This is a genomic window from Marinobacter salicampi, assembly GCF_011074795.1.
Taxonomy (GTDB): Bacteria; Pseudomonadota; Gammaproteobacteria; order Pseudomonadales; family Oleiphilaceae; genus Marinobacter; species Marinobacter salicampi.
The window spans coordinates 81,699-104,884 of sequence record NZ_JAAMPF010000023.1 but is presented as its reverse complement, the minus strand read 5'-3'; the positions used below and the strand labels follow the sequence as shown (position 1 = coordinate 104,884).

Below are 23,186 nucleotides of genomic sequence, written 5' to 3'. Positions count from 1 at the left end.
AGCTCCCACTAGGCTGCTCTCAGCTGGTTAACCCTTTGCTTAAATGAGGGTTAAGGCGGTTTATCATCCAGGCAAAACGACCATCACGGGAAGTTCATTAATGCAAAACGCTCGCATCGCCATTGTTGGCGCCGGCCTGGCGGGTTTATACGCCGCTTATTCACTTGAGAAGAAGGGCATCAAAGACTACGTCATTCTCGAGGCCCGGGAGATTCTTGGTGGGCGGATTGCTTCTACGATCCACTCTGATGGTAAACCGGATGTGTCAGGCGTTGGGGGCTTCGATCTGGGGCCCTCCTGGTTCTGGCCCGCATTCCAGACCGATATGGCGCGACTGGTAGATGAACTCGAACTAGAGACCTTCCAGCAATTTGAAACCGGCGACATGCTTCTGGAGCGTTCATCGAATCAGCCGCCTGAGAGAACACGTGGGTACGTCAATTCTCCGCCATCTATGCGAATCGCCGGTGGCATGTATTCGCTCATTGATGCGTTATACCGGCAGATTGATTCAGCGCGTGTAGTGAGAGGCCAGGCAGTCCGCCACCTGCGCATGTCAGAACCTCATGTCGAGTTAGTGAGCGAAAATGCGAGAGGAGAGACCTTTAGCCACTTTGCAGAACATGTGTTGTTGGCCATGCCGCCCCGATTAGTTGAGTCTCAGCTTACGTTTTCGCCCGCCTTGCCGAACGAGCTTGCAAGACAATGGCGAGAGACAGATACCTGGATGGCCCCTCACGCAAAATATATTGCCGTGTTCGACCAGCCTTTTTGGCGAGAGCAAGGGTTATCCGGGGAGGCTCGAAGTGCAGTTGGGCCAATGGTTGAGATCCATGATGCCTCTACTCCGGGCGGGAAGGCGGCCTTGTTTGGTTTCCTGGGTGTGCCTGCTGACGTGCGCAGTCGTGTTTCTGAGGAAGAGCTTATTACTGCTTGCCGCACACAATTCGTGCGACTGTTTGGTTCGCAGGCGGAGAATCCAGAGGCAGAATTTATCAAGGACTGGGCTAAAGAGATTTACACCGCCACCGACAAGGATCAAAGATCCTCTGGCGATCACCCTATGCCTGCCTTGTCGCCGAGCTCAGGGGCATGTGCTAACCGAGTAACCGGAATTGGCAGTGAGTGGTCACGTGAGTTTACGGGGTATCTGGCCGGCGCTATTGATGCGGTAAATCGCGGTTTAGATTCTTTTTAGGAATGTTCGCGGAAAGGGGCAGAGCCCCGGCGCGAGCTCAGAGCTTCCGCCCGAGCCCGGGGAATAGTTGCCGGGTTACTTCTATTTTTCAGGCGCGGATTCGTACTCTCGAATCATGCCAGAAAGCTGGTCTTTCAGATTGAGGCGCTGTTTCTTGAGATCCTCCAGATGCTCGTCAGAGGTGTTCTCTGCACCACCTTCGAAATGGTGAACTGCATGATCCTGCTCATGGTACTCTTCAAACAATTTCGCGAAATGATTGTTGGTGGTTTTCAGGTGATGAATAGCTTCTTTTGATTTTGGGAATTCATGAATCAGATCGTGCTTTTCCAGTGACATAAAGACAATCTCTTTGATTGTGGGGTGTGTTTATATTTGCGCTGTCAACGGCAAACAATACGGCAAGGTGATGACCAGTGACAAGCCGCGCAGGCGTAGGCATTTTCGCTCATGGCAGCTATGAGTGTTGAGTTCTGGCCATGGACGTATATGCATTTGAGTAAGTATGGTCCGGACGCGTCCAGGCTGATCGGCGTCCATGTGTTCAGTCACGACGAACAGCTGTAATGGGACAATCCACCGACATCGAATAACCTCGATGGCTTTAAGCTGTAGTATTTTTCCTCGATTGCTTTCGATTGTTCGGCGTATGGCTGCCTCAGGACTTGCTGCAATTCCCGGAGAGGAGCGTAGTTGCCCTTGGACGCTTGCCGATATGCGGGTACAACGAACCATTCCCGCATGCTGTATTTTGGGTTAACGAGTTTCATCCGCCGGGAAAGCTCCTCGCGAGAGCGGGAAGCCGCAGGGTCTGCGTCGTTGAGACTATCGATGCCGGTGAGCCTTTGCCATTTAGCGAGCCACGCTGACCAGCGCTTTTCCAGCCTTTGGCAGTCTGGTTCCTGGATCGGTGACCTTAACGTCACTGTACTACCCATTGCTTTATAAAAGCTTTTTGTGAGTGGTCCAATGTCGCCAGGCACGGTTGAAAGCTCGCGGAAAAAAACGGTGTAGTCCACCGGCGTCTGCACCATCAGCGTTTCAAGCTCGCTGAACAAGTCCGCATCAAATGTATCAAGCCCAAGTTTGGCAGCCCACATCGCTTCCATCTGTGCCTGCATCACCTTTGAAAAATCGCTTCGAATTTCGTCGAGCTGCCACAGGCAGTCCTGATGCCCGGTCAGCAACGGCTGTAAAGCCGAGCAGAACATCTGGAAGTTGCGCTCCGCCGCCACCGGCTGGTTCAGGAACGAGAAGTGACGCCCACCGCCGGTCCAGGGTTGGTACTGGGGGTCAAAAACTTCGCAGAAACCGAAGGGTCCGTAGTCGAGCGTGAAGCCACCGGCCGCGCAGTTATCACTGTTGAAATTGCCCTGGCAGTAGCCGACGCGTATCCAGTTAGCCACCAGCGAAGTGAGTCGGCTGCGGAACTCCCGTGCAAGCGCCACCCCTTTATTTGCGGTGTCCAGTTTATGGTCGATGACGTCAGCGTATTCCCGATCAATCAGGTGCAAGACAATCTTTTCTAGTTCTTCCCTGGCCTGGGGGTGTGCCTTTTCCCGGGCGCGACGAGCGAAGAGTTCGAGTTGGCCTACCCGAATGAACGATGGGGCAACCCGCGTCGAGATGGCAACCGGCTCTGAGACCATCCGGTCTGGATCCATCGAACGCGACCCCTCCGAGTACCACGGACGCATAACTTTCTCGGTTTTTGAAACGTACAGGCTCAGAGACCGGGATGTCGGCACCCCGAGCGCATGCATATGTTCCTGCGCCAGGAATTCCCGCACACTTGAGCGCAGAACCGCCCGGCCGTCGGCGCCGCGGCAGTAGGGCGTCCGGCCGGCACCTTTGAGCTGCATTTCCCAGCGACGACCGTTTATCACGGCTTCAAACACGGAAATTGCCCTGCCGTCACCGTATCCGTTGCCGGTTTGGAACGGGCACTGCTGGGTATATTCGGTGCCATAAATGGAAAGGGCGTAACCACAGGCCCAGCCGACTTTGCGCATGGGTTCCGGGACGGATGAAAGGTCGCCAGAGAACACTCGGACGAAGTCGGCCGACTGCGCCATGCTGTCGGCGAGGCCGAGTTCTTGAAACAGGTCCTGGCTGTGGGCAACGTAATCGGGCGCTTCTAACGGCGTAGGGCTGACGGGGACATAGTGGCCTGTAAAAACCTGGCGCGGGGCGTGCTCAGCTCCGTTTGGGTTCGCGTCGGGGTCGCAGTTCAGTTGATCCATCAGCGAGTAGTCTGCCATCTGTGCAAAGTCTTCGAGAGTCATAGCGATAGAGGCAGATTCCTGGGGCAGTCGATTTTTCATAAGAATTTCTCGTGGCACGGATGGAATGGCATTTACCTCGTGTTCCGGTCAGTCCCGGCCTTCCAGTGCCGCCCGCATTTTCAGCGTCACCAGCACGGTGTTCAGATGCGGTACCTGAATGCCATGACGTGTTGCGATTGCCACCACATTGCCCAGCACGGCCTCCCGTTCGATCGGCCGGCCATTGAGGTAATCCAGCGCCATGCTGTTCTTGTAGGGTGGCATCTTGCGAGTGCCTTCGATGTTCTGTTCGATCACCTTGTCGTCCATTGGGTAACCTTCGGCTGCGGCCACATCCATGACTTCGCGAATCATCGCACGAATCAGATCCTCACCACCTTCTGTATCCAGAATGGTTTTCGTGTCGGCGCCGTTGGCGATAACCGACAGGGGGTTGAATGGGGTGTTCCACAGGCATTTGCGCCAGCGTTCGCCCACCACCTGCTCGGTCAGGTCGATCTTGATACCACCGTCAATGAACAGCTGTGACAGTTCCCGGCAGTTGTCGTCGATGCCTTTGGGGTAGCGGCCCATGACCAGCTTGCCATAGGCCTTGTGCTCCACCACGCCCGGTGCGGTGCGGCTTGCTGCGATGAAGGCCAGGCAGCTGATCACGGGGTTGTCCGGGTAGGCGTCGGCCAGCTCCCGTTCGATGTCCAGGCCATTTTCGATCAGTACCAGGCGGGTGTTGCTGCCTATCCAGGGTTTGACCAGGGCGGCCCGGTCCACGCCCGGCAATACCTTCACACACAGGATCAGGTAGTCCGGTTCTGTTATCGGCGTGTCGTCTTCACGGTAAACGTGGTCCGGTCGGTAGGAGAGGTCGCCCAGAGGGCTGGAGATGGTTATGCCGTTGGCGTTCACCGCGTCATATTCGGAGCGTAGTACAGTGCTGACGCTGCATCCGGCTTTTTTAAGGATGGCGCCGTAAAAACTGCCAATGGCTCCGGCACCGACGATCAGTATGTTGGGCTTGTTACTCATGTCAGGGAAGTCTCCTTGATTCTGCGCGGGTTCATCTGCGGACAGGCGCCATGCCCAGATGGGCGCCGCCGTCGATGAGGATGGTCTCGCCCGTCGTCAGGTCGCCCCCGATGATCAGGCCGAGGCAGACGTCGGCTACGGTTTCCGGAGAAGCGGCGTCATGCAGGGGCGAGGCGCTCTTGGTCTTCTCCAGTAAGGCGTCGTATTTGGCTTCGCCCAGACCCTTTTTCAGCCATTCACCCTGTACAAAACCTGGACAGACGGCATTGACACGGACTTCCGGACCCATAACGCGGGCCAGGGAGCGGGTCATGGTTATCAGGGCACCCTTTGAGGCGGCATAGGCGATGGAGCTGCCGATGCCAGCAAGACCGGCAATGGACGCCATGTTGATGATATGCCCGGAACCGTTGGCCCGCAGGGCTTCCTCGGCGGCACGGGTCATCTGGTAGGGGCCCACGGTATTGACGGCGTACAGGTCGAGGAAGTCCTGTTTGTCGAGGCCGTCGAGGTTGGTGTGGTTACAGAATTTGGTGGTGCCGGCGTTGTTTAGCAGGATATCAACACGACCCAGCTGGTCCAGGGTGGCATCCACAAGGGCACGGCAGTCGGCGTATTCCGCCACATCGGCTCGCATCACCAGGGTTTTCACACCGTGCTTCTCGCAGTCGGCGGCTACCGCCCGGGCGCCTTCCTCATTGTTACTGTAGTTGATCGCCACGTGGCAGCCGTGTTCGGCAAACAGGCGGGCGATGGCCGCGCCGATACCGGAAGAGGAGCCGGTGATGATGGCGACAGAGTCTTTGAGTTTCATAGCAAGTGCCTTCTTAGTGTTGCTGGTTTGCAGATGAGCGCGGGATTCTCCATGAGGTCTGACAGCGGTATCTTCTCTCGATACGTGGATCACATCAAACGCTATCGGTACCCCGTCGAACGTATGTGCCGTTAGTTCTGCGCTTTGGAGGGAATGTGCTTGAGGAAGGCCAGAGCTTCAACATCAAAGAAATTCAGGCAGCGGCCGAGGCCTAGGGCGTGGTGATCGAGGAAGGCTACAAGGATCCGTTCTCCACAGGTTGGCTCAGTCTGATGGGTGAAGACAACGAACGGTTTGAAAAGGCCGAGCTTAATCTTGGCTTAATCCTGACCGTTTAACTTCGTCGGTACAGACGTCGTCGGCATTCATTGTTGGTTCGCATGCGCACATTCAGCGACGGGTCGTGCCAAGCGATGCATGTTCAAACATGGGAAATGCTCAGTTTGCTAGACGAACCTCTCTTAGCAATATAACACCAGCCGTTCCACGGCCTAGGTAGCAGCTTTTAACCCTGTGAATGGAGTAGGCCTTTACTATGATAACAATAGGGCTTCTGCTGACGCTCAGCTTTATCGGCTCGCTGGCCGCGCTCGGCATACTGATCTGGGCGATTGCCAATCGTCAGTTCTCGGTCAACCAGCAGGATGCCGAGTCTATTTTCGAGAAAGGAGAGGTGGGGCAGCCGGACGACTCCACTGCTTTTCACGCCGAGAAAAGCCAGGAGCAGAAGGGCTTCGATGCCGTACGCTCACGCATCGATGATCCTGGTCGCAACGTAGTCATTCTCATGACCATCGTCGCGGCGGTCATGCTGCTACTGGGCTCCGCCTTCGGTTTGCTCGCCTCCTTCAAGCTGCATTTGCCTGACCTTCTCAGCGATACCGCCGCCATGACCTTTGGCCGGGTGCGTACCATGCACCTGAACCTGGTTTCTTATGGCTGGCTTTCCATTGCCGGGATCGGCGTGGCGCTGTGGATATTGCCTCGCATGTTCCACACGCCGCTGCGCTGGCCCCGCGTGGCCTATTTCGGTGCCAGCGTCTGGACCATTGGCGTCGCGGCGGGCGTGATTGCGATTGGCAGTGGCTGGACTGAGGGCCTCGAATGGCTTGAGATTCCCTGGGAAATCGGCCTGCTGCTAGCTATTGGCGGGGCCTGCATGGCGTTCTCGGTGATCAATACCGCCCGGCACCGTGAGGTCCACCATATATACGTTACGGGTTGGTACCTGCTGGCAGCGCTGTGCTGGTTTCCGATCCTGTTTTTTATCGCCAAGATCCCGGAGCTGCACTCCGGGGTGCAGCAGGCGACCATGAACTGGTGGTTCGCCCATAACGTTCTAGGCCTGTGGCTGACACCTCTCGGGGTCGGGGCGGCGTATTACCTGATCCCCAAGATTATCGGCCGCCCGGTCTACTCGTACAGTCTGTCCCTGCTGGGCTTCTGGGGCCTGGCCCTGTTCTATAGCCAGGTGGGCATCCACCACCTCATCGGCGGTCCTGTCCCGACCTGGGTGGTGACGTTATCTGTCATCCACAGCGTCATGATGTTTATTCCGGTCATCGCGGTAGCGATCAATCAGCATGGCACGGTGCTGCGCAACCTGTGGGCGTTCAAGCAGTCCCTCGCACTCCGCTTTGTTTCCACCGGGGCAGTGATGTATACGCTTGCCTCTTTCCAGGGGTCCCTTGAGGCGCTCCGGTCGATCAACTCGGTTACTCACTTCACGCACTACACGGTAGGCCACGCCCATCTCGGCGCCTATGGCTTTACCACCATGGTCATGTTCGGCGCGTTCTATTACATGCTGCCGCTGCTGACCCGGCGCGAATGGCCCTGGCCCCGCCTGCTGGCCACGCACTACTGGCTCGTGGTGGGCGGCTTCGCGATCTATTTCTTTTCCGTCTCGATCGGCGGCTGGTTGCAAGGGCTGGGGCTGATGGAAGTCGGGCATCCGTTCGCTGACATCACCCGTACGTTGCAGCCCTACCTGGAGGCCCGCTCCGTCGGCGGCACGTTGATGACGCTCGGCCATGTCATCTTCGCCGTCCATATCGTCGCACTGCTGATGGGCAAAGGCGCGACGGCGCGTACCCGAAATGAAACGGACGCTACCGGTCGTCCCGCTACTGCGGAGGGCATCTGATATGAATCGCCTGCTTCCTCTGGCCATTGGCGCCATCGCGATTCTGGCTTCCGCCACGTTGATGCTGGTCATCCTGCCGGGTATCCAGATCAACCAGCAGAAGCCGTCAGAACAGTTGCAGCCCTACACGGCGCAAGAGCAGGCCGGCCGCGACCAGTACGTCAGCCTGGGCTGCGTCTACTGTCATAGCCAGCAGCCGCGTTCAGGTTCGCAGACCCTGGCCGATGCCGCCCACGGATGGGGACGTGCCTCCGTAGGCAGCGACTACCACTACGATGCACCGCACCAGTTGGGCACCATGCGTACCGGGCCGGATCTGCTTAACGTGGGCGCGCGACTGCCCAGTGTCGAATGGCATCTCACGCATCTCTATCAGCCCCGGTCGATTTTCGACTGGAGCATCATGCCTGCGTACCCGTTTCTGTTTGAGGCCAAGGACCAAGCTTCCCCGGAGGATATTGTCGTCAAGCTTCCGGCCGAGTACCGGCCCGACGGTAAAGTCGTGGTGGCCAAGCAAGAAGCACTGGATCTGGTGGCGTATCTGCAAAGCCTGAAACGGACCTACCCCGTGGAAGGCGAACTGAGCAGTATCCGGGATCAGGGTTTTGACACGTCGAAGGGGGAGCGGAAATGACGCGGCGTGATAAATCAGTCAAGCACATCGATCATGTAGACCAGAATTTTGAGCCCTGGGAGCCGAACCAGCCGATTCCGATATTTGTCATTGCGCTGGTTTTCGCGCTAGCCATCTGGGGAGCCCTGACGTACCTGAGCGAAGTCGGCGGCGCCCATGATGAAACCGGTCCTGAGGCTGTCCAGGAAGCCAGCCCCGATGCGCCAGCATCAGCGCCGGCTACCGAAGCGCAGGGACTGCAAAATGCACCCGAGGAGATACTGGGGTTGGTGTACTCGGGCAAGGACGACATGTGGAGCTGTGCGTCCTGCCATGGCGCGACGGGGGAGGGCAACACCTCGACACCACGACTGGCCGGCCAGGTTTCGGATTACCTGTTCAAGCAGCTGCAGGACTTCCACGGCGGCAGCCGCGATGACGCCAGTATGGCTTTTGTGGTGAACGCCCTGAGCGAAGACGAGATGCGCGGCCTGGCGGACTACTATGCCCAGATCCGTTTGCCTTCGGTAGTGGCGCCGTCGATGGGCGGGGATCTTGAGCGTGGCCGGGTCCTCGCCGAAAACGGCGACTGGGAACAAAACGTGCCGGCCTGCCTGCAGTGCCACGGGAGCAGTGGTGAAGGTGTAGAGCCCTCCTTCCCCATGTTGGCCGGACAGCACCCGGAATATACATTCGTCCAGCTTGCCAGGTGGCATGCCGGCGCCCGGGGCAATTCGCCGCAGGCATTGATGGACGGCATCGCCCAGGCAATGGCGCCCGAAGACATGCGTGCGGTTTCAGATTACCTGGCGACACTGCCACTAAGGCCCAGGTAACAGGCGCAGTAGTTTACCGGACCAGTCGGAGAATAAAATGAGCAAGAATTCCTCACAGAACGGCGGCCTGAGCCTCACCTTGCGTCGGCTGCTCAAGGCGGGGGCCCTGGGCCTGGCATTGTTCGCCTTCGGCACGCTGGTCTTTCAGTCGGGCATCTGGAACAACCTCTACAGTACGGTCAGCGGTATACCCGAGACCGATGAGGCAGACATCGAGAAGCGAGCCCTCGCCAGTCGTGCCGAAATGCAGGCTTCGCGGGAGTCGTGGCTGAAAGACATTCAGTCGGATCCGCCAAAAATACCGGTTTCCAGCGAGGGCTACTACGCCCCTCCGGCTGAATCTGATATCCCCGACACACCGTTCGGCGAATCGATACGCCGTGGGCGGGACATCTTTCTCAACACCGGCGAGAACGCACCGGACTTTGTCGGCAACAGTCAGTCCTGCGCCAACTGCCATCTGGACGGGGGACGGAAAGAGAACTCGGCGCCGCTCTGGGGCGCCTATCCCAAGTACCCCATGTTCCGCGGTAAGAACAAAAAAGTGAACACTTTCCAGGAGCGTATCAAAGGGTGCTTTACCTATTCCATGAACGCGCCGGACTCGCCCTCCGGGACGCCACCGCCTCTGGGCAGCGACGTATACGTTGCTCTGGAGTCTTACGCCTTCTGGCTTGCGGATGGCCTGCCCGCCGGCGCAAAAGTACCAGGTGCCGGGTATCCGAAAGTAGCAAAAACCGATCTTGGCTACGATTACGGCCGGGGTGAGGATGTCTACAAGGCAAACTGTGCACTCTGCCATGGTGAAGATGGTCAGGGGCGCCGGGAAGCCGACGGCAGCGTGCGGTTCCCACCCTTGTGGGGACCGGAGTCTTACAACTGGGGCGCTGGCATGTCGCGGGTCAATACCGCCGCGGCCTTTATCAAGGCCAACATGCCACTGAGCAAGCCAAACAGCCTGACCGACCAGGAAGCCTGGGACGTCGCGGCTTACATCAACAGCTTCGAGCGGCCCAAGGATCCCCGCCAGACCGGCACGGTGGAAGAAAACCGCGCCAGACATCACGACGGCAGCCAGATCTACTACGGCCAGGAAGTCCGTGGAAAGATTGTGGGCCAGGGGGCCAGCCGCGAGCAGGCGGCAACTTCCCCGCAACAGTAGGAATTCTGTCTAGATGGATGCCGATCAGTTGGATCTAGCCAGCATTCGCCGGGCACGCCGATTGGTAGTGACCATCGAGGGAATGTGGTGTGCTGGCTGCGCCATGGCCGTTGAGCGGATCATCCAGCGGACCCCCGGCGTCACGTTTGCAAGTACGAGCTTTGCTGGTGGCAGTGCTCTGGTGACCTGGGACAGCGACGACTTCGACCCGCGAAAGATCTTCGAGCGCGTGGCCAAACTGGGCTATCGCGTCTCCCCGCTGGTCGAAGTCGACCAGATGGAGCAGCGCATCGATGAGCATTCCCGCAAAGTCTGGGTAAGGCTTGCGGTGGCTCTGTTCTTCGGTATGTGGAGCATGCTTGCCTCCATCATGCTCTATATCGACCCGGTGATTGCGCAGTCTGCCGCAGGCTGGTGGATCGCTGTCGCTGCCATCATTTCTGCAATACCAGTCCTAACCTACTCGGCCTGGTCCTTCTACCGTGCTGGCTGGCGTACCTTGAAGGCTGGTGTGCCGGGCATGGACGCACTGATCTCGTTCGGAGTTCTGGCGGCCACGGGGCTCTCGGTCTGGCAGGTGGTCCGGGGCAGCGCCGACATCTATATCGACACCGCGACGATGCTGGTGACGTTTCTGCTGTGTGGTCGCCTGATCGAACTCCATGCCCGTCGCCGCAACTCCGCAGCAGTAAATGCGTTGCGCCAGACCGTTCCGGAAACCGTTCGCCGGCTGCTGAGCGACGGCAGTAGCGAAGACATTCGCGCGGCTGATCTGGCGGTTGGTGAGCAGGTGCTGATAAGGGCAGGCGAGCGCATTGCTGTCGATGGAACGGTTCTCGCGGGCGAGAGCGAGGTTGATCGCGCGCTCGTCTCCGGCGAATCCCGCCCTCTGGCGATCGCGCCCGGAGCCGTGGTGGAGGCCGGCAGCACCAATCTGTCCTGCCAGATCACCGTTCGGGCAGACGTTGCCTATGGGGGCCGTTTTGTCGACCGGATCGGTATCCGCATGCTGGAGCTGTCCGGGGCCAAGAGTACCGTGGCGCTTCAGGCGGAGCGGTTCGCACGCTGGCTCGTCCCCACGGCACTGGTGCTTTCTGCAGCAGCGTTTGCCTATGGCTTCAGCACCACCGGCGATGCCGCCGAGGCTGCCTTGAGAGCTTTGTCCGTTCTCGTCGCAGCGTGTCCCTGTGCGGTTGGGCTGGCCCTGCCGCTGGCCTATGCCACCGCCACCGGTACAGCCGCCCGGCAGGGCATCATGTTCCGTGATCCAGCCTCCCTTGAAGCACTAGCTGGCGCCCGGGAAATATTGTTCGACAAAACAGGAACGCTGACCTCGGGGAAGCTGGACGTAGAGGGGGTTATCAGTAAGGGCCTTTCTCGCCAACGTATACTTCATCTTGCCGCGCGGGCTGAAGCCGGAATAGCCCACCCCATCGCAGACGCTATCAATCGTGCCGCCAGGGCGGAGGTTGGCGCGGCTACTTGTCCTGACGAGCCCGGTCACACCACGCGCTATGCCCGCGGCTCTGTCTGGCTTGCCGCCGACACAGCTGACACTGTCATGGTCGGCGCCATAAGCTGGTTACGGGAGCAGAACGTAGACGTCCCGGCTGAACGGCGCGCCACGAACCCTGGCACTACGCCTGTTGGCCTGGCATGCAATGGCGAATGGCTCGGGTTGATCCTGCTGCGGGACACTATTCGACCCGGCGCCATCCATGCAGCAGAGACTCTGCGGGATGCTGGCGTAAAGCTCGCTCTGGCGACCGGGGACCATGCCGACGCGGCATCGGTGGTTGCCTCTGCGATCGGCCTGGAGCCGGATCATGTGTACGCCGGCTGCCTGCCGGAGGACAAGGTAACGCGCGTCAGCAGTGCTGCCAGACCGGTTGTGTTCGTCGGCGACGGGGTCAACGATGCGCTCGCCCTCGCAGCAGCGGATTGCGGTATTGCCGTGCAGGGTGCTTCTGCCCCGGCGGTTGCCACGGCCGGGGTGGTAATCGCGGACGGCGGTTTTAACGGGGTAACCTCTGCCTGGCGCCTGTCACGCCGGACACTGCGAATCGTCCGCCAGAATCTTGCTTTTTCGGTCCTTTATAATGTCGCTATCCTGACCTTCGCCGCTTCGGGTGCCGTGCCGCCCGTTGCCGCGGCAATAGCCATGTTGGCCAGCAGCCTGAGTGTTGTGGCCAATAGTGCACGGCTTGCCCGCTAACCGGTGGCCCTACTGGTTGCGCCTGCGTATTTCTGAAATGGACGCCGGCAAACCAAGGCTCTTTCGAACTGGCTCTGGGACTGTTACTAGCGGTGTTGATGGGTGCCGCACTTGCTGGCGAAACAAAAGGGGAGCCCCATCCATCTAGACAGATGGGGCCAAGAGCTTGGCTAAGCCTCGCATCTTCAGGACCTGACGGCGTCCAGTATATCTTTGGGGTCATTCGTCGAACGGACATCGGCAAAGTCCCCGCGCAGGGATTTCAATGCAAATCGCTCTTCATTTATTTCCTTAGTCGTGCGGAAACCTTTGCGACGTAATACTGCCAATGGAGGGCACCAGCCCTGCAGGGCGTGCTGGATCATAAAGGCCGGGACGCCTATAGCTAGCAGAGCCCAGCGCTTGTCTACCGTTGCCGCTAACGCTATGCCAACCAGAGAAAGCGTGGCAAAGTTGGTTTGTAACGTTCGTTCCGTGTCCCACTCGGCATCCAGGCGCTGCAGTCGTTTGGTTATCAGGTCTGGCGCGTGAGCACTGTACAGCTGCACTCGATCTCTGGACTTTTGCTCAATTGCCTGATTGATATGCGGGGCAGTCTGTTCCTTAACTCGATTGGCATTACTATGGAGCATGATCTTTCCTCCTTAGTGACGAGATTGGCGAGCGTATTTTTCATGGTCCCTGCGCAAGACTCTCAAAGCGTTTCGCTCCGTCTCTATGTCATTCTGAGAGCGGATCCCCATGCGTTGAAATAATGGCAAAAGGGGATACCAACCCTGGGTGTTATGCAGAATGACCATGGCTGCAGCCGCAGCGGAAAGCCCGAACCACTTTGGACTGTGAAACAGGCCCAGCCCGGCGCCCAGTCCGATCATGAGGGGCGCCTCAATTTCTATTACTCTTTCCAGGTCCCACTCATCATCAAGCTCGGCAAGTCGTTTACTGATCTGATAGGGACTGGCGGACCGATACTCGTCGATGGTGTCGAGTAACTGCTGATCGAGCTTTCGTCGCTGAGCTTCGCTTGTATGGTTACTGACTCTTTCGGTTGTGCTCTGAAACATAAATCCTCCTGTTTTCAACATGGGATTTGGTCAGGCTCAGTTGCAGTTGCCAAAGAGGTACGTCTCCCAGCCTCGTTAGCCGTACTTCTAAAAACTAGCACACTTGGCATAGAGGATATAAGCATTTGACAGGTTGGTAAGCGGGATGAAATAAAAATGCTGTCGATACGCTAGTCTTGAGCGACTAGCACCTTTTAAACTGAGGGGAAGTAGATTCTAGAGAAGTAAATGCCGGGCTTGGGCGTCAGTGGAACCCAAGAACAATCGTTAGCCGCCCGGGGGTTTTCAGGCACAGTCACGTGAGAGTAACCGTTGTTCAGTCCGGAACTATTCAAGTCGAAAAGTGAAATTTGGTTTCGATGCAAGCAGTAGCCACTGAGTATGATTCACCAAAGGAAGGGCCAAGCCATGATTTTTCGTCAGCTATATGAACCAATATCGAGCACCTATACCTATCTTTTTGGCTGTGAAGAGACGGGGCTTGCAGTGCTGATCGATCCCGTAATTAACGCAATCGACCGAGACCTGGAAGAGGTCGCCAGACATGGTCTAAAACTCGACTACACGCTCGACACCCACATTCACGCTGATCACATTACGTCTGCGCGGGAGCTCAAACAGCGGGTAGGCAGTAAGATTGCTGCGCCAGCCATGGATTGTTTACCCTGCACCGACCTTGGCATAGAAGAAGGCAAGCCGTTCCAGGTCGGAAGGCTTGGATTCCAGCCCATTCATACACCCGGACATACCGACGGCCATTTCGCTTATCGGCTCGACGACCGTCTGTTCACCGGTGATGCACTCCTGGTCGATGGCTGCGGACGAACGGACTTCCAGAACGGAGATGTTGACTCGCTTTACCGAACAGTTACCGAAAAGCTCTTTACGTTCCCTGATGACTACCTGGTATATCCCGCTCATGATTACAACCACCGTAGGGTATCCACCATCCGTCAGGAGAAGGACCGCAACCCGAGGTTAGGGCAGAGCAAGAGCCTGGAGGAGTTTCGGGATATCATGAATAGCCTTAATCTGGCTTACCCCAAGTTTATCGATTATGCGGTCCCCGGCAATAAACAGTGCGGAGTCTGTCCTCCAGACTTGCCGGAACACTTGCAGGCATACTGCAACCAAATGGCTGCAAGCCCACAGGGTTAGCTCCTTGATCGGAGCCCGTTACCAGAAGTCTGTGTTTGATGTGCAGTTTTCGAAATATGGGCTTTTCCATACGGTCGGATTGGTCTGCAGAACACCACAGTTGTGATGCCCTAAGGCAAAATGGGGTCGCATTGTTCACCAACCCCCAGATGGAATGAGTAATCTGATACGCGGCGCCACCTGGTGGACGTCGCTCCCAGAGCGAATGCTAAGAAAAAGGAATGCTGATGAAGCTTCTGCGCTGGTCCTTGTTGCTACTGATCGTCTGCCTGCCGGGCCAGACGTTTGCCCAGGTAAACCACGAGCCAGTTCGGCGTGACACACTGCATGAGACGGTGAGTCTCGACGGTGTGATCGAAGCTGTCCAGCAAAGCACAGTCTCGGCGCAGACCAGTGGCACTGTGCTGCGTCTGCCTTTTGACGTTGACGACTCGGTCGAGGCCGGTGAGCTTATAGTCCAACTGGAGGACAGTGAGCAGCAGGCGAGGTTGAACCAGGCCCGTGGCAGACTGGAAGAGGCGGAATCCAACTTCGAGAATGCCCGTCGGCAGTTTGCAAGAATTGAAGAAGTCCACGATGAGGGATTCGTTTCACAACAGGACTTTGATCAGGCACGCAATAACCTCAGTACGGCGCGTGCCCGGCTGGAGAGCGCCCGGGCTGCGGTCGAAGAAGCGGAAAAAGAACTGGAATACACACGGGTAGTCGCGCCTTACAGCGGTATTCTTACTGACAGACACGTAGAGGTTGGGGAGTCAGTAAGGCCAGGACAACCGCTCATGAGTGGGCTCTCGCTCGAGCAACTACGGGTAGTTGTCGAGTTGCCCCAGAAGTATGCCAGCAGGGTCCGTGACACACGCCAGGCCCGCATTACCTTCGATGACGGGCGTGTCCTCGAAAGTGGGGAAATGACCTTCTACCCCTACGCCGACCCCGAGACACATACCTTTCGTCTGCGATTGGCTCTGAACGAGCCCGAAAGCTCGCTGTTCCCGGGCATGCTAGTCAAGGTGGGTGTACCTGCCAGCGAGCGAAGTGCGCTCTGGATCCCTGCCAGCAGTCTGATACAGCGCAGTGAGTTGCGTGCCGTCTATGTTGTTGAAGATGATACAAAACCGCGCCTGCGCCAGATCCGCACCGGCGTGCGGGACAACGGGCGCATCGAAGTGCTGGCGGGCCTCAGTGAGGGTGAGCAGGTCGTCACCAACCCGGCAGGGCTGGTGGAAGCTGGGCGCCAGATAGAGGCGGAAAATCCCGACCTCAGTGACAGGGAGTCTATCCAGTGAGCGGAGAGCCACCGTCTGTCGGTCCCTCCGGCGCCATTGCCCGGGTCTTCCAGGATTCCAAACTGACACCTCTGCTGGCTGTCCTGGCCATTGTATTGGGCATTCTGGTGATCATTATTACGCCCAAGGAAGAAGAGCCCCAGATCGACGTTACCATGGCGGACATCATGGTGGCCCTCCCTGGAGCCAGCGCCCGTGAGGTCGAGAGCCTGATCGCCACGCCTGCCGAGCAGGTGATGAGCGAGATCGATGGTCTCGAGCATGTCTATTCCGTGTCCCGTCAGGGCCAGGCGGTCATCACCGTCGAGTTTGAGGTTGGGGTGCCGCGCCAGGAAGCGCTAGTGCGGCTTTACAACAAGGTCTACTCCAACCAGGACTGGTTGCCGCAGAATCTGGGTGCCAGCCAGCCCCTGGTGAAGCCCAAGGGCATCGACGATGTGCCCGTCATGACGCTGACGCTCTACGATCCGGAAAACCGTCACTCCGGAGAGGCGTTGACACGCCTGGCCCACATGCTCGAAGTCGCCCTTAAACGGGTCCCCGGCACCCGCGATGTGTACACGGTGGGTGGCACCCCGGACCGGGTCGACGTGAGGGTGGATCCGGCATTGCTGAAAGGCTATAACCTCGCTATTGACGACCTCCGAAATGCGCTCGAGGCTGGCAACGCGAGTAGCCAGGAGGCCCGGGTAACCCAGGACGGGGTGTCCATTCCGGTACAGGCGGGCACCCTCATCGACAATGTTGAAACTGTTCGTGAGCTGGTGGTTGGTGTGAACAACGGCGCCGCCGTGCGACTGCAGGATGTTGCCGAAATCAGTCGGGGCGGCACGGTGCCGGACCAGAGCGTGATGATGGGATTCGGGCCCGCAAGTGACCCCAGCCGAGCCGGCCAACCCGGTGACCTTTATCCTGCCGTGACACTGGCTATTGCCAAGAAGCCGGGCGAAAACGCGATCGATATTACCCGCGCTGTTGAGCAACGCCTGGAGGGTCTGCGTAACAAATCGCTGCCAGCAGGCATCGAAGTGGTAGTCACCCGCGACTATGGCAAGACCGCCTCCGCCAAATCGAACCAGCTGATCACCGACCTGATCTCGGCAACGCTGGCCGTGTTTCTGCTGGTGCTTGCGGCAATGGGCTGGCGTCAGGCCCTGATCGTGGGGCTGGCGGTACTCATAACCTTGCTGCTGACGCTCGTGTTCTCCTGGGCGTGGGGGTTTACGCTCAACCGCGTTTCGCTGTTCGCCCTCATATTCTCGATTGGCATCCTGGTGGATGACGGCATCGTTATTACGGAGAACATCAACCGCCGCATCCAGAATACACGGCGTCCGGTCAAGGAAATCATTCCACTCGCTGTGGATGAGGTGGGCACACCCACGATCATGGCGAGCCTGACCATCATGGCCGCGCTGATTCCCATGGCCTTTGTCAGCGGACTGATGGGCCCCTACATGCGGCCGATCCCGATCAATGCATCTGCCGGCATGGTGTTGTCGCAAATCGTTGCCTTTGTGGTTGCTCCCTGGCTGGCGCTTCGCCTGCTTAAACACAAGAAAGGCGAGGCAGCAGATGAGGCTGAGCAGGCCAGTAACTCGGCCACAGGCGTCAGTCCCAAGGTTCTGAAGCTCTTTCGTTCCGTGCTTGGGCCTTTTCTTGGTGGCCATCGCTGGCGGCGTCGCCTCCTTGGCCTGGGGGTTCTCGCACTGACCCTGCTTGCGGCCTCGTTGCCAGTGTTCCTGGCCGTGATTCTCAAGATGCTGCCGTTCGATAACAAATCCGAACTCCAGGTTGTGGTGGATATGCCCGAGCATACGCCCATGGAGGGGACCCAGCGTGTGCTGCTGGAAATGGGTCATTATCTGGAATCCATAGATGAGGTTGCCAACTGGCAGGCGTACGCTGGCACGGGTTCGCCGATCAACTTCAATGGTCTGGTTCGGCAATATTACCTGCGTGGCGAGCCCTACCAGGGGGACATCCAGGTTAACCTGGCTGACGAGGAAAACCGCAGCCGCCAGTCCCACGCCATAGCGCTGGCCCTGCGCGCACCTCTAACGGAAATCGGCGAACGCTACGGTGCCGCCGTCAAGATTGTCGAGGTGCCGCCAGGCCCGCCGGTATTGTCGCCGGTGGTGGCGGAGGTCTATGGGAGTGACGAAACCCAACGCACCGAGCTTGCCAGAGAGCTTGCCCGGGGTATGAGCCAAGTGCAGGGGCTCGTTGATATCGATACCACGGTGGAGGCCCCGACCCGTCAGTGGGAAGTGGCAGTGGACCGGGATCGGGCAGCGCGCATGGGAGTCTCACAAGCTCAGGTGGTGTCGGCATTGCAGACCCTGCTCGGCGGAACCAGTGTTAGCTACCTGCATGATGAGCATGCCAAATACGCCGTGCCCATCCGCGTCATCCTTGATGAGGGAACCAAGGCCCAGCAGTCTGGTTTGCTGTCTTTAGCCCTGCGCAGTCGCAGCGGCGAACTGGTACCTCTGTCGAGTATTGCGGAGATCAGGGAAGCCGACTGGCTAGGGGCGCGCTACCACAAGGACCTGCTTCCGGTCAGCTACGTCACCGCCGACATGGCGGGGGAGGTCGACTCGCCTCTATACGGCATGTTCCGGATGGTGGATCAGCTGGAGCAACAGGCGGATGCGCCCGAGCAGTACTATATCCGGCAACCCGACGTGCCTGAGCGTGCGTCGCTGAAATGGGACGGTGAATGGCAGATCACCTATGAAACATTCCGGGATATGGGAGCGGCGTACAGCGTCGGTGTATTCATGATCTTTGTCCTGCTGGTGGCCCAGTTCAGGTCCTATATCCTGCCTGTGGTGATCATGGCGCCCATACCCTTGACGCTGATCGGTATCATGCCGGGGCATGCCTTGCTGGGGAAAGAGTTCACCGCCACCAGCATGATCGGGATGATCGCCCTGGCGGGTATTATCGTGCGGAATTCCATCCTGCTGGTGGTTTTCATCCGCCAGTTGCTGGACGAGGGCGTCGACCTGGACGAAGCCGTGGTGCTTGCCGGCGCAGTACGGGTCAAGCCAATTGCTCTGACCGCTATTTCGGCGATGGTCGGTGCCTACTTCATACTCAACGATCCGATATTCAATGGCCTGGCGATTTCACTGATTTTCGGGCTCGCCGTATCGACCTTGCTGACCTTGCTGGTCGTGCCGCTGCTGTATTACAGCCTGGCACGTCGGCGCTGGCTTTAGTTTCGCTGGGTTATAGAATTTTCCTTGCACCAGCTGAGTCGCAGTAAAGGGGAGCAGTAGAGTGCAGGCATAAAAGTTGCGAATTAAGATTGCAAAACACCGGCATGTCGCTCGAGGAAGTCATCAAAAAGCGGCTGTCCTGGCAGGGTATGCGCATGGACCCGACCGATATTGCCGATGTTACGGGCGCCACTTACAGCTTTCTGATGAACGGCCAGGTAGCCGACGAGAACCCGGTGTTTATTGCCAGGCCGGGGGAGAAGGCCAGGCTACGCATCGTCAATGCCTCCAGCCAGACGTTCTACGACATCCGCATTCCCGGCCTGCCCATGACGGTCGTGCAGGCGGATGGGCAGGATATCAAGCCAGTAGAGACCGATGAGCTACGCATCGCGGTCGCCGAGACTTACGACGTTGTGGTCACCTTGCCTGACGACAAGGCCTATACGCTCTTCGCCGAAACCATGGACCGCAGCGGCTATGCTCGCGGAACGCTGGCGCCACGGCAAGGCATGTCGGCGGCGGTGCCTGAACAGCGGCCCCGCCCCATGCTGACCATGGCCGATATGGGCATGATGATGAGCGGTAAGAATGGTATGGAAGACATGGACCATACAAGTGGTATGGACCATTCGGGCAGCATGGATCATGGCGCCGACATGCAGGGAATGGGCTCCGCCGACCATGCCGCCACAGAGATGCCCAGAGACCACCAAGCGCCCGGCGGACTACCTACTGAGAACCTGGAGGATCGAATCAAACATGGCCCGGACCTCCACGGCCCGGCGAGTATTACCATGGCTGAGACCGCCTATCGTCGGCTGGATTACCCCGGCGCAGGTCTTGGGGGGGGGACGGCTGGCGCGTGCTGACATACAGTCAGCTTCGGGCACTTGAGCGCCCCCCGTTGCGGAGTGCACCGACCCGGGAGTTTTACCTGCACCTGACCGGCAACATGCACCAGTTCATCTGGGGCTTCGACGGCAAGAAGTGGTCCGAATCGGACATGATTCGTTTCCAGTTTGGTGAGCGCGTACGAATCAATATGGTCAACGACACCATGATGAGCCATCCGATCCACCTGCACGGCATGTGGATGGACCTGTACGCCGGGGGCAACCTCGACACCAATCCTCGCAAACACACGGTGAACGTCCAGCCGGCAGAACTGCTGACGGTTGATATCACCGCCGACGCGCCAGGCCAGTGGGCTTTCCACTGTCATCTGCTTTACCACATGGAAGCCGGTATGTTCCGCACCGTTGCTGTTGTCCGCTCGCTGGAAGGAGGGTCGATCGATGCCAATGCGTAATGCACCCCTTACGTTTATGACCACCGTTGCGGTGATGCTTTCCGGTCAGGCCGGAGCCCAGGATCACACCGGCATGGAGCAAATGCCAAGTACCGCAGATATGCCTATGCACAAGGAGTCTGCGCAGACCGACGACCAACAAGCGGAGAGGACGCCGCCCGGGCTTGACGTCCCGCCGCTGCCAGCGGGTATAACACTTGATGAGGTGTTCGGAGCGGCCGACAGCGAGCCTCCCCCCCACTTTGGCGACCCTGTGATGGATGAGCAGATATTTGGGTTCGTCCTCTTTGACCAGTTCGAATACCGGGTGACAGATGATGACGCGCCCGATCACCTGGGGTGGGAGGCCGACTTCTGGGTTGGCGGCGACCTCAACAAATTCTGGTGGAAAAGCGAAGGGGAGGCGATCTTCGATGGCCCTAACGAGGGGGAAAGCGAGAACGATTTTCTCTATTCTCGCCTGGTCACGCCCTTCTGGAGCCTACAGACCGGTGTGCAATACGCCAGTGAATGGACGCCCGATGACTATGAGGATCGCTGGTCTTATGTGCTCGCACTGCAGGGAGTGGCTCCGTACCAGGTCGAACTTGATGGTTCGGCGCTGGTTTCCGAGGAAGGAGATGTAACCCTGGAAATCGAGGGCGAATACGACCTTCGCATCACCCAGCGGTTGCTGCTTCAACCGCGGTTGGCACTGGGGCTGGCGGCGCAGGATATTGATGAACGCAACCTCGGCGCCGGTATTACCAGCGGTGATCTCGACTTGCGGTTGCGCTACGAAATTACCCGTGAATTCGCCCCATACATTGGCGCACGCTACCACTTCCTGGTGGGGGAGACTGAAGACCTTGCGTCTGCTGCGGGCGAAAAAACAGAACAATGGATGGTCCTCGCGGGGGTACGATTTGCTTTTTGAGCCTCGGCATGGGCCGGACCAGGGCAGGGTGGAACCTCAGAGTACCTGGTCCTTCACCCTCCAAAGGAACTCCTCCAGTCCGACCTCACCCATAATCCGCGCCCCCCGTATCTCTTCGCCATTACCATCGAAGAAGAGCACTGCCGGGGGACCGGCGAGGTTGTACTGGTCCAGCAGGGCCTTGTGGTCGGCGTCGAAATCGGTGATATCGATCTGCACGAACTTCATGTCGTCTTTGTAGGCGACCACCTCAGGCTGGGCAAACACGGTCTCCTCCATGATGATGCAGCTCACACACCAGTCAGCGTAGAAGTCGAACATCACCGGCGTACCTGAACCCAGCAGTGCAGCCAACTCAGACGCACCGTCGACGCGCTCAAACGGGCTGGCGTGCGGCTGGGTCTGTCCCTGGCCGCCGCTACTGGCAGTGATGGGCTGCCAGAGCGAACCGCTGCCCTGGGCGGCGCCCCAGAGCACAAAGCTGCCCCAGAGTAGGGCCGCCAGGCCCAATGCCTGTGCGCTGCGGGCCCAGCCACCGGTATGCGAGCTCTTCAGCGCACCCAGGTGCACACCCACACCAATCAGCAGCAGTGCCCACAAGGCCAGACCCAGGTTGTCCGGCAGCACGCGCTCGACCAGCCAGATGGCCACACCGAGCAGGATAATGCCGAAGGCCTCTTTGACCCGCACCATCCAGGCGCCGGCTTTCGGTAGCAGCCGGGTGCCCATCGTGCCGATGATCAGTAACGGTGCCCCCATGCCGAGCGCGAGCAGGAACAATGCAGCGCCGCCGAGCAGGGCGTCGCCCGTGGAAGAGATATAGAAAAGCGCGGCCGCCAGCGGGGCCGTGACACAGGGGGACACTGCCAGCGCCGAGAGCACACCCATGACGGTGACGCCCACTACCTGGCCGCCTTTCTGCCTGCGATTCAGGTTGTCGAGCCGGTCCCGCAGAGCGGCGGGTAACTGGAGTTCGTAGAGGCCAAACATGGAGAGGGCGAGCAGCACGAACAACACGCCGAACAGGCTGAGTATCCAGGGTTGCTGCATCATGGCCTGCAGGTTGGCGCTCGCGCCGAAGTAACCCACTGCCACGCCAGCCAGTGCGTAGGTCGTGGCCATACCCAGCACGTAGCTCAGGGACAGAACAAACGCCCTGCTGGTGGAGGGCCGCTCGCGCTGGCCCATGACAATGCCTGAAAGGATGGGAATCATGGGCAGGACGCAGGGGGTGAACGTCAGGCCGAGGCCGAAAACGAAGAAGGTCAGGAGTATGACGCCCCAGTGGGACGTTTCGAGAAAGCTGGTCAGGCCCGTTGCGCCCGTCGATGTTGAGTAGCCTGAGGTGGATTGCGTCGCCGCCGGGGTTGAGGCACTGCCCGAGCCGGGTGCAGTGCCGGCATCAGAGGCCGAGATTTCGTTGGAAGACAGGTCTACGGTGAAGTTCCGGGTTTCCGGTGGGTAGCAAAGACCGTCCTCGGAACAGCCTTGGTAGGTCAGCGTCAGCGCAACTTCATCAGCAGGGGCGCTGAGTATTGCTGCGCTGACGTCAGCCTCGCCGTAATAGACCGCCATGGGACCGAAGGTGGGGTCGTCCTTCATCTCGCCGTCGGTTGCAAACTCGAGCGAGCCAAGCTCGGCATCTGCAGTTTCCAGGTCTATCCGCGACTGGTAGAGGTAGTAATCCGACGCGATGTCCCAGTGCGCAAAGATCTGGTCGCCCGCCACTTCCATCTCAAGCTGGAATGCTTCGCCCACGGGAAGGAAGTCGCCGCTGTTGCTGCTGGCGAACGTTCCGGATGACGATCCCGAGAACGGACTGGAGATAGCCCCGACCTGGGCGGACAACAGAAAAAGAATAAACGCGAGACCGCTGTGCAAGGCCCGATTCCGGTACATCGTACTACTCCCAAAAGGCTGTGAGAGTTGCA

General features: G+C 58.7%; 19 protein-coding genes. 12 read left to right on the top strand and 7 right to left on the bottom strand.

What is annotated here, in order from left to right:
- Positions 1-100: 100 nt before the first annotated feature.
- The gene (locus G7W63_RS14185) at positions 101-1,198 is read left to right on the top strand and encodes a flavin monoamine oxidase family protein (RefSeq protein ID WP_166259418.1); all 1,098 of its coding nucleotides are present in this window, start codon (positions 101-103) and stop codon (positions 1,196-1,198) included.
- 81 nt (positions 1,199-1,279) lie between these two features.
- Here G7W63_RS14185 and G7W63_RS14180 read toward each other — a convergent pair whose 3' ends face one another.
- From G7W63_RS14180 to G7W63_RS14165, 4 genes are all read right to left on the bottom strand, one after another.
- Positions 1,280-1,537 carry an HP1242/YdcH family protein gene (locus G7W63_RS14180; protein ID WP_166259415.1) on the bottom strand — a complete coding sequence of 86 codons (258 nt, stop codon included), beginning with the start codon at positions 1,535-1,537 and terminating at the stop codon, positions 1,280-1,282.
- Positions 1,538-1,746: 209 nt separating this feature from the next.
- On the bottom strand, positions 1,747-3,522 hold the full coding sequence (locus tag G7W63_RS14175) for a protein adenylyltransferase SelO (RefSeq protein ID WP_166259412.1): 1,776 nt from the start codon (positions 3,520-3,522) through the stop codon (positions 1,747-1,749).
- A 48-nt stretch (positions 3,523-3,570) separates the two neighbouring features.
- Positions 3,571-4,506 (bottom strand): ketopantoate reductase family protein, encoded by a 936-nt coding sequence (locus tag G7W63_RS14170; RefSeq protein WP_166259409.1) that lies wholly within the window; start codon positions 4,504-4,506, stop codon positions 3,571-3,573.
- A gap of 31 nt (positions 4,507-4,537) precedes the next feature.
- Complete coding sequence (locus G7W63_RS14165; RefSeq protein WP_166259406.1) at positions 4,538-5,320, bottom strand: SDR family NAD(P)-dependent oxidoreductase; 783 nt, start codon at positions 5,318-5,320, stop codon at positions 4,538-4,540.
- 535 nt (positions 5,321-5,855) lie between these two features.
- On the opposite strand from G7W63_RS14165, the gene G7W63_RS14160 reads away from it, so the two are divergent.
- Genes G7W63_RS14160 through G7W63_RS14140 form a run of 5 tightly spaced genes read left to right on the top strand, consistent with a single transcriptional unit; the run spans position 5,856 to position 12,292 of the window.
- Complete coding sequence (locus tag G7W63_RS14160) at positions 5,856-7,466, top strand: cbb3-type cytochrome c oxidase subunit I (RefSeq protein ID WP_166259403.1); 1,611 nt, start codon at positions 5,856-5,858, stop codon at positions 7,464-7,466.
- Position 7,467: 1 nt separating this feature from the next.
- The gene (locus G7W63_RS14155; protein ID WP_166259400.1) at positions 7,468-8,100 is read left to right on the top strand and encodes a cbb3-type cytochrome c oxidase subunit II; all 633 of its coding nucleotides are present in this window, start codon (positions 7,468-7,470) and stop codon (positions 8,098-8,100) included.
- Entirely contained in the window at positions 8,097-8,915 is an 819-nt protein-coding gene (locus G7W63_RS14150) for a c-type cytochrome (RefSeq protein ID WP_166259397.1), read from the top strand. The genes G7W63_RS14155 and G7W63_RS14150 overlap by 4 nt, the downstream gene beginning before the upstream one ends.
- Positions 8,916-8,952: 37 nt before the next feature.
- A complete protein-coding gene (locus tag G7W63_RS14145; protein WP_166259394.1) occupies positions 8,953-10,077 on the top strand; it encodes a c-type cytochrome in 1,125 nt (374 codons plus the stop codon).
- A gap of 13 nt (positions 10,078-10,090) precedes the next feature.
- Complete coding sequence (locus G7W63_RS14140; RefSeq protein WP_166259391.1) at positions 10,091-12,292, top strand: heavy metal translocating P-type ATPase; 2,202 nt, start codon at positions 10,091-10,093, stop codon at positions 12,290-12,292.
- 185 nt (positions 12,293-12,477) lie between these two features.
- Here G7W63_RS14140 and G7W63_RS14135 read toward each other — a convergent pair whose 3' ends face one another.
- Together G7W63_RS14135 and G7W63_RS14130 are read right to left on the bottom strand one after the other, a co-directional pair.
- Positions 12,478-12,924, bottom strand: a complete 447-nt coding sequence (locus G7W63_RS14135) for a hypothetical protein (RefSeq protein WP_166259388.1) — start codon at positions 12,922-12,924, stop codon at positions 12,478-12,480.
- Between the two features lie 12 nt (positions 12,925-12,936).
- Positions 12,937-13,356 (bottom strand): hypothetical protein, encoded by a 420-nt coding sequence (locus G7W63_RS14130; RefSeq protein WP_166259385.1) that lies wholly within the window; start codon positions 13,354-13,356, stop codon positions 12,937-12,939.
- Positions 13,357-13,764: 408 nt separating this feature from the next.
- Between G7W63_RS14130 and G7W63_RS20015 the strand changes: the two genes are divergently transcribed.
- The 6 genes from G7W63_RS20015 to G7W63_RS14100 all read left to right on the top strand — a co-directional run bounded on the left by G7W63_RS20015 (position 13,765) and on the right by G7W63_RS14100 (position 21,255).
- A complete protein-coding gene (locus G7W63_RS20015; RefSeq protein WP_166259382.1) occupies positions 13,765-14,514 on the top strand; it encodes an MBL fold metallo-hydrolase in 750 nt (249 codons plus the stop codon).
- A 221-nt stretch (positions 14,515-14,735) separates the two neighbouring features.
- The gene (locus G7W63_RS14120) at positions 14,736-15,800 is read left to right on the top strand and encodes an efflux RND transporter periplasmic adaptor subunit (RefSeq protein WP_166259379.1); all 1,065 of its coding nucleotides are present in this window, start codon (positions 14,736-14,738) and stop codon (positions 15,798-15,800) included.
- On the top strand, positions 15,797-19,027 hold the full coding sequence (locus tag G7W63_RS14115) for an efflux RND transporter permease subunit (protein ID WP_166259376.1): 3,231 nt from the start codon (positions 15,797-15,799) through the stop codon (positions 19,025-19,027). The genes G7W63_RS14120 and G7W63_RS14115 overlap by 4 nt, the downstream gene beginning before the upstream one ends.
- 104 nt (positions 19,028-19,131) lie before the next feature.
- Complete coding sequence (locus tag G7W63_RS14110) at positions 19,132-19,899, top strand: cupredoxin domain-containing protein (protein ID WP_166259373.1); 768 nt, start codon at positions 19,132-19,134, stop codon at positions 19,897-19,899.
- Complete coding sequence (locus G7W63_RS14105; RefSeq protein ID WP_166259370.1) at positions 19,893-20,339, top strand: multicopper oxidase domain-containing protein; 447 nt, start codon at positions 19,893-19,895, stop codon at positions 20,337-20,339. Before G7W63_RS14110 ends, G7W63_RS14105 begins: the two co-directional genes overlap by 7 nt.
- On the top strand, positions 20,326-21,255 hold the full coding sequence (locus G7W63_RS14100; protein WP_166259367.1) for a copper resistance protein B: 930 nt from the start codon (positions 20,326-20,328) through the stop codon (positions 21,253-21,255). Before G7W63_RS14105 ends, G7W63_RS14100 begins: the two co-directional genes overlap by 14 nt.
- Before the next feature lie 36 nt (positions 21,256-21,291).
- Here G7W63_RS14100 and dsbD read toward each other — a convergent pair whose 3' ends face one another.
- Positions 21,292-23,154, bottom strand: a complete 1,863-nt coding sequence (dsbD, locus tag G7W63_RS14095; protein WP_166259364.1) for a protein-disulfide reductase DsbD — start codon at positions 23,152-23,154, stop codon at positions 21,292-21,294.
- Between the last annotated feature and the right edge of the window lie 32 nt (positions 23,155-23,186).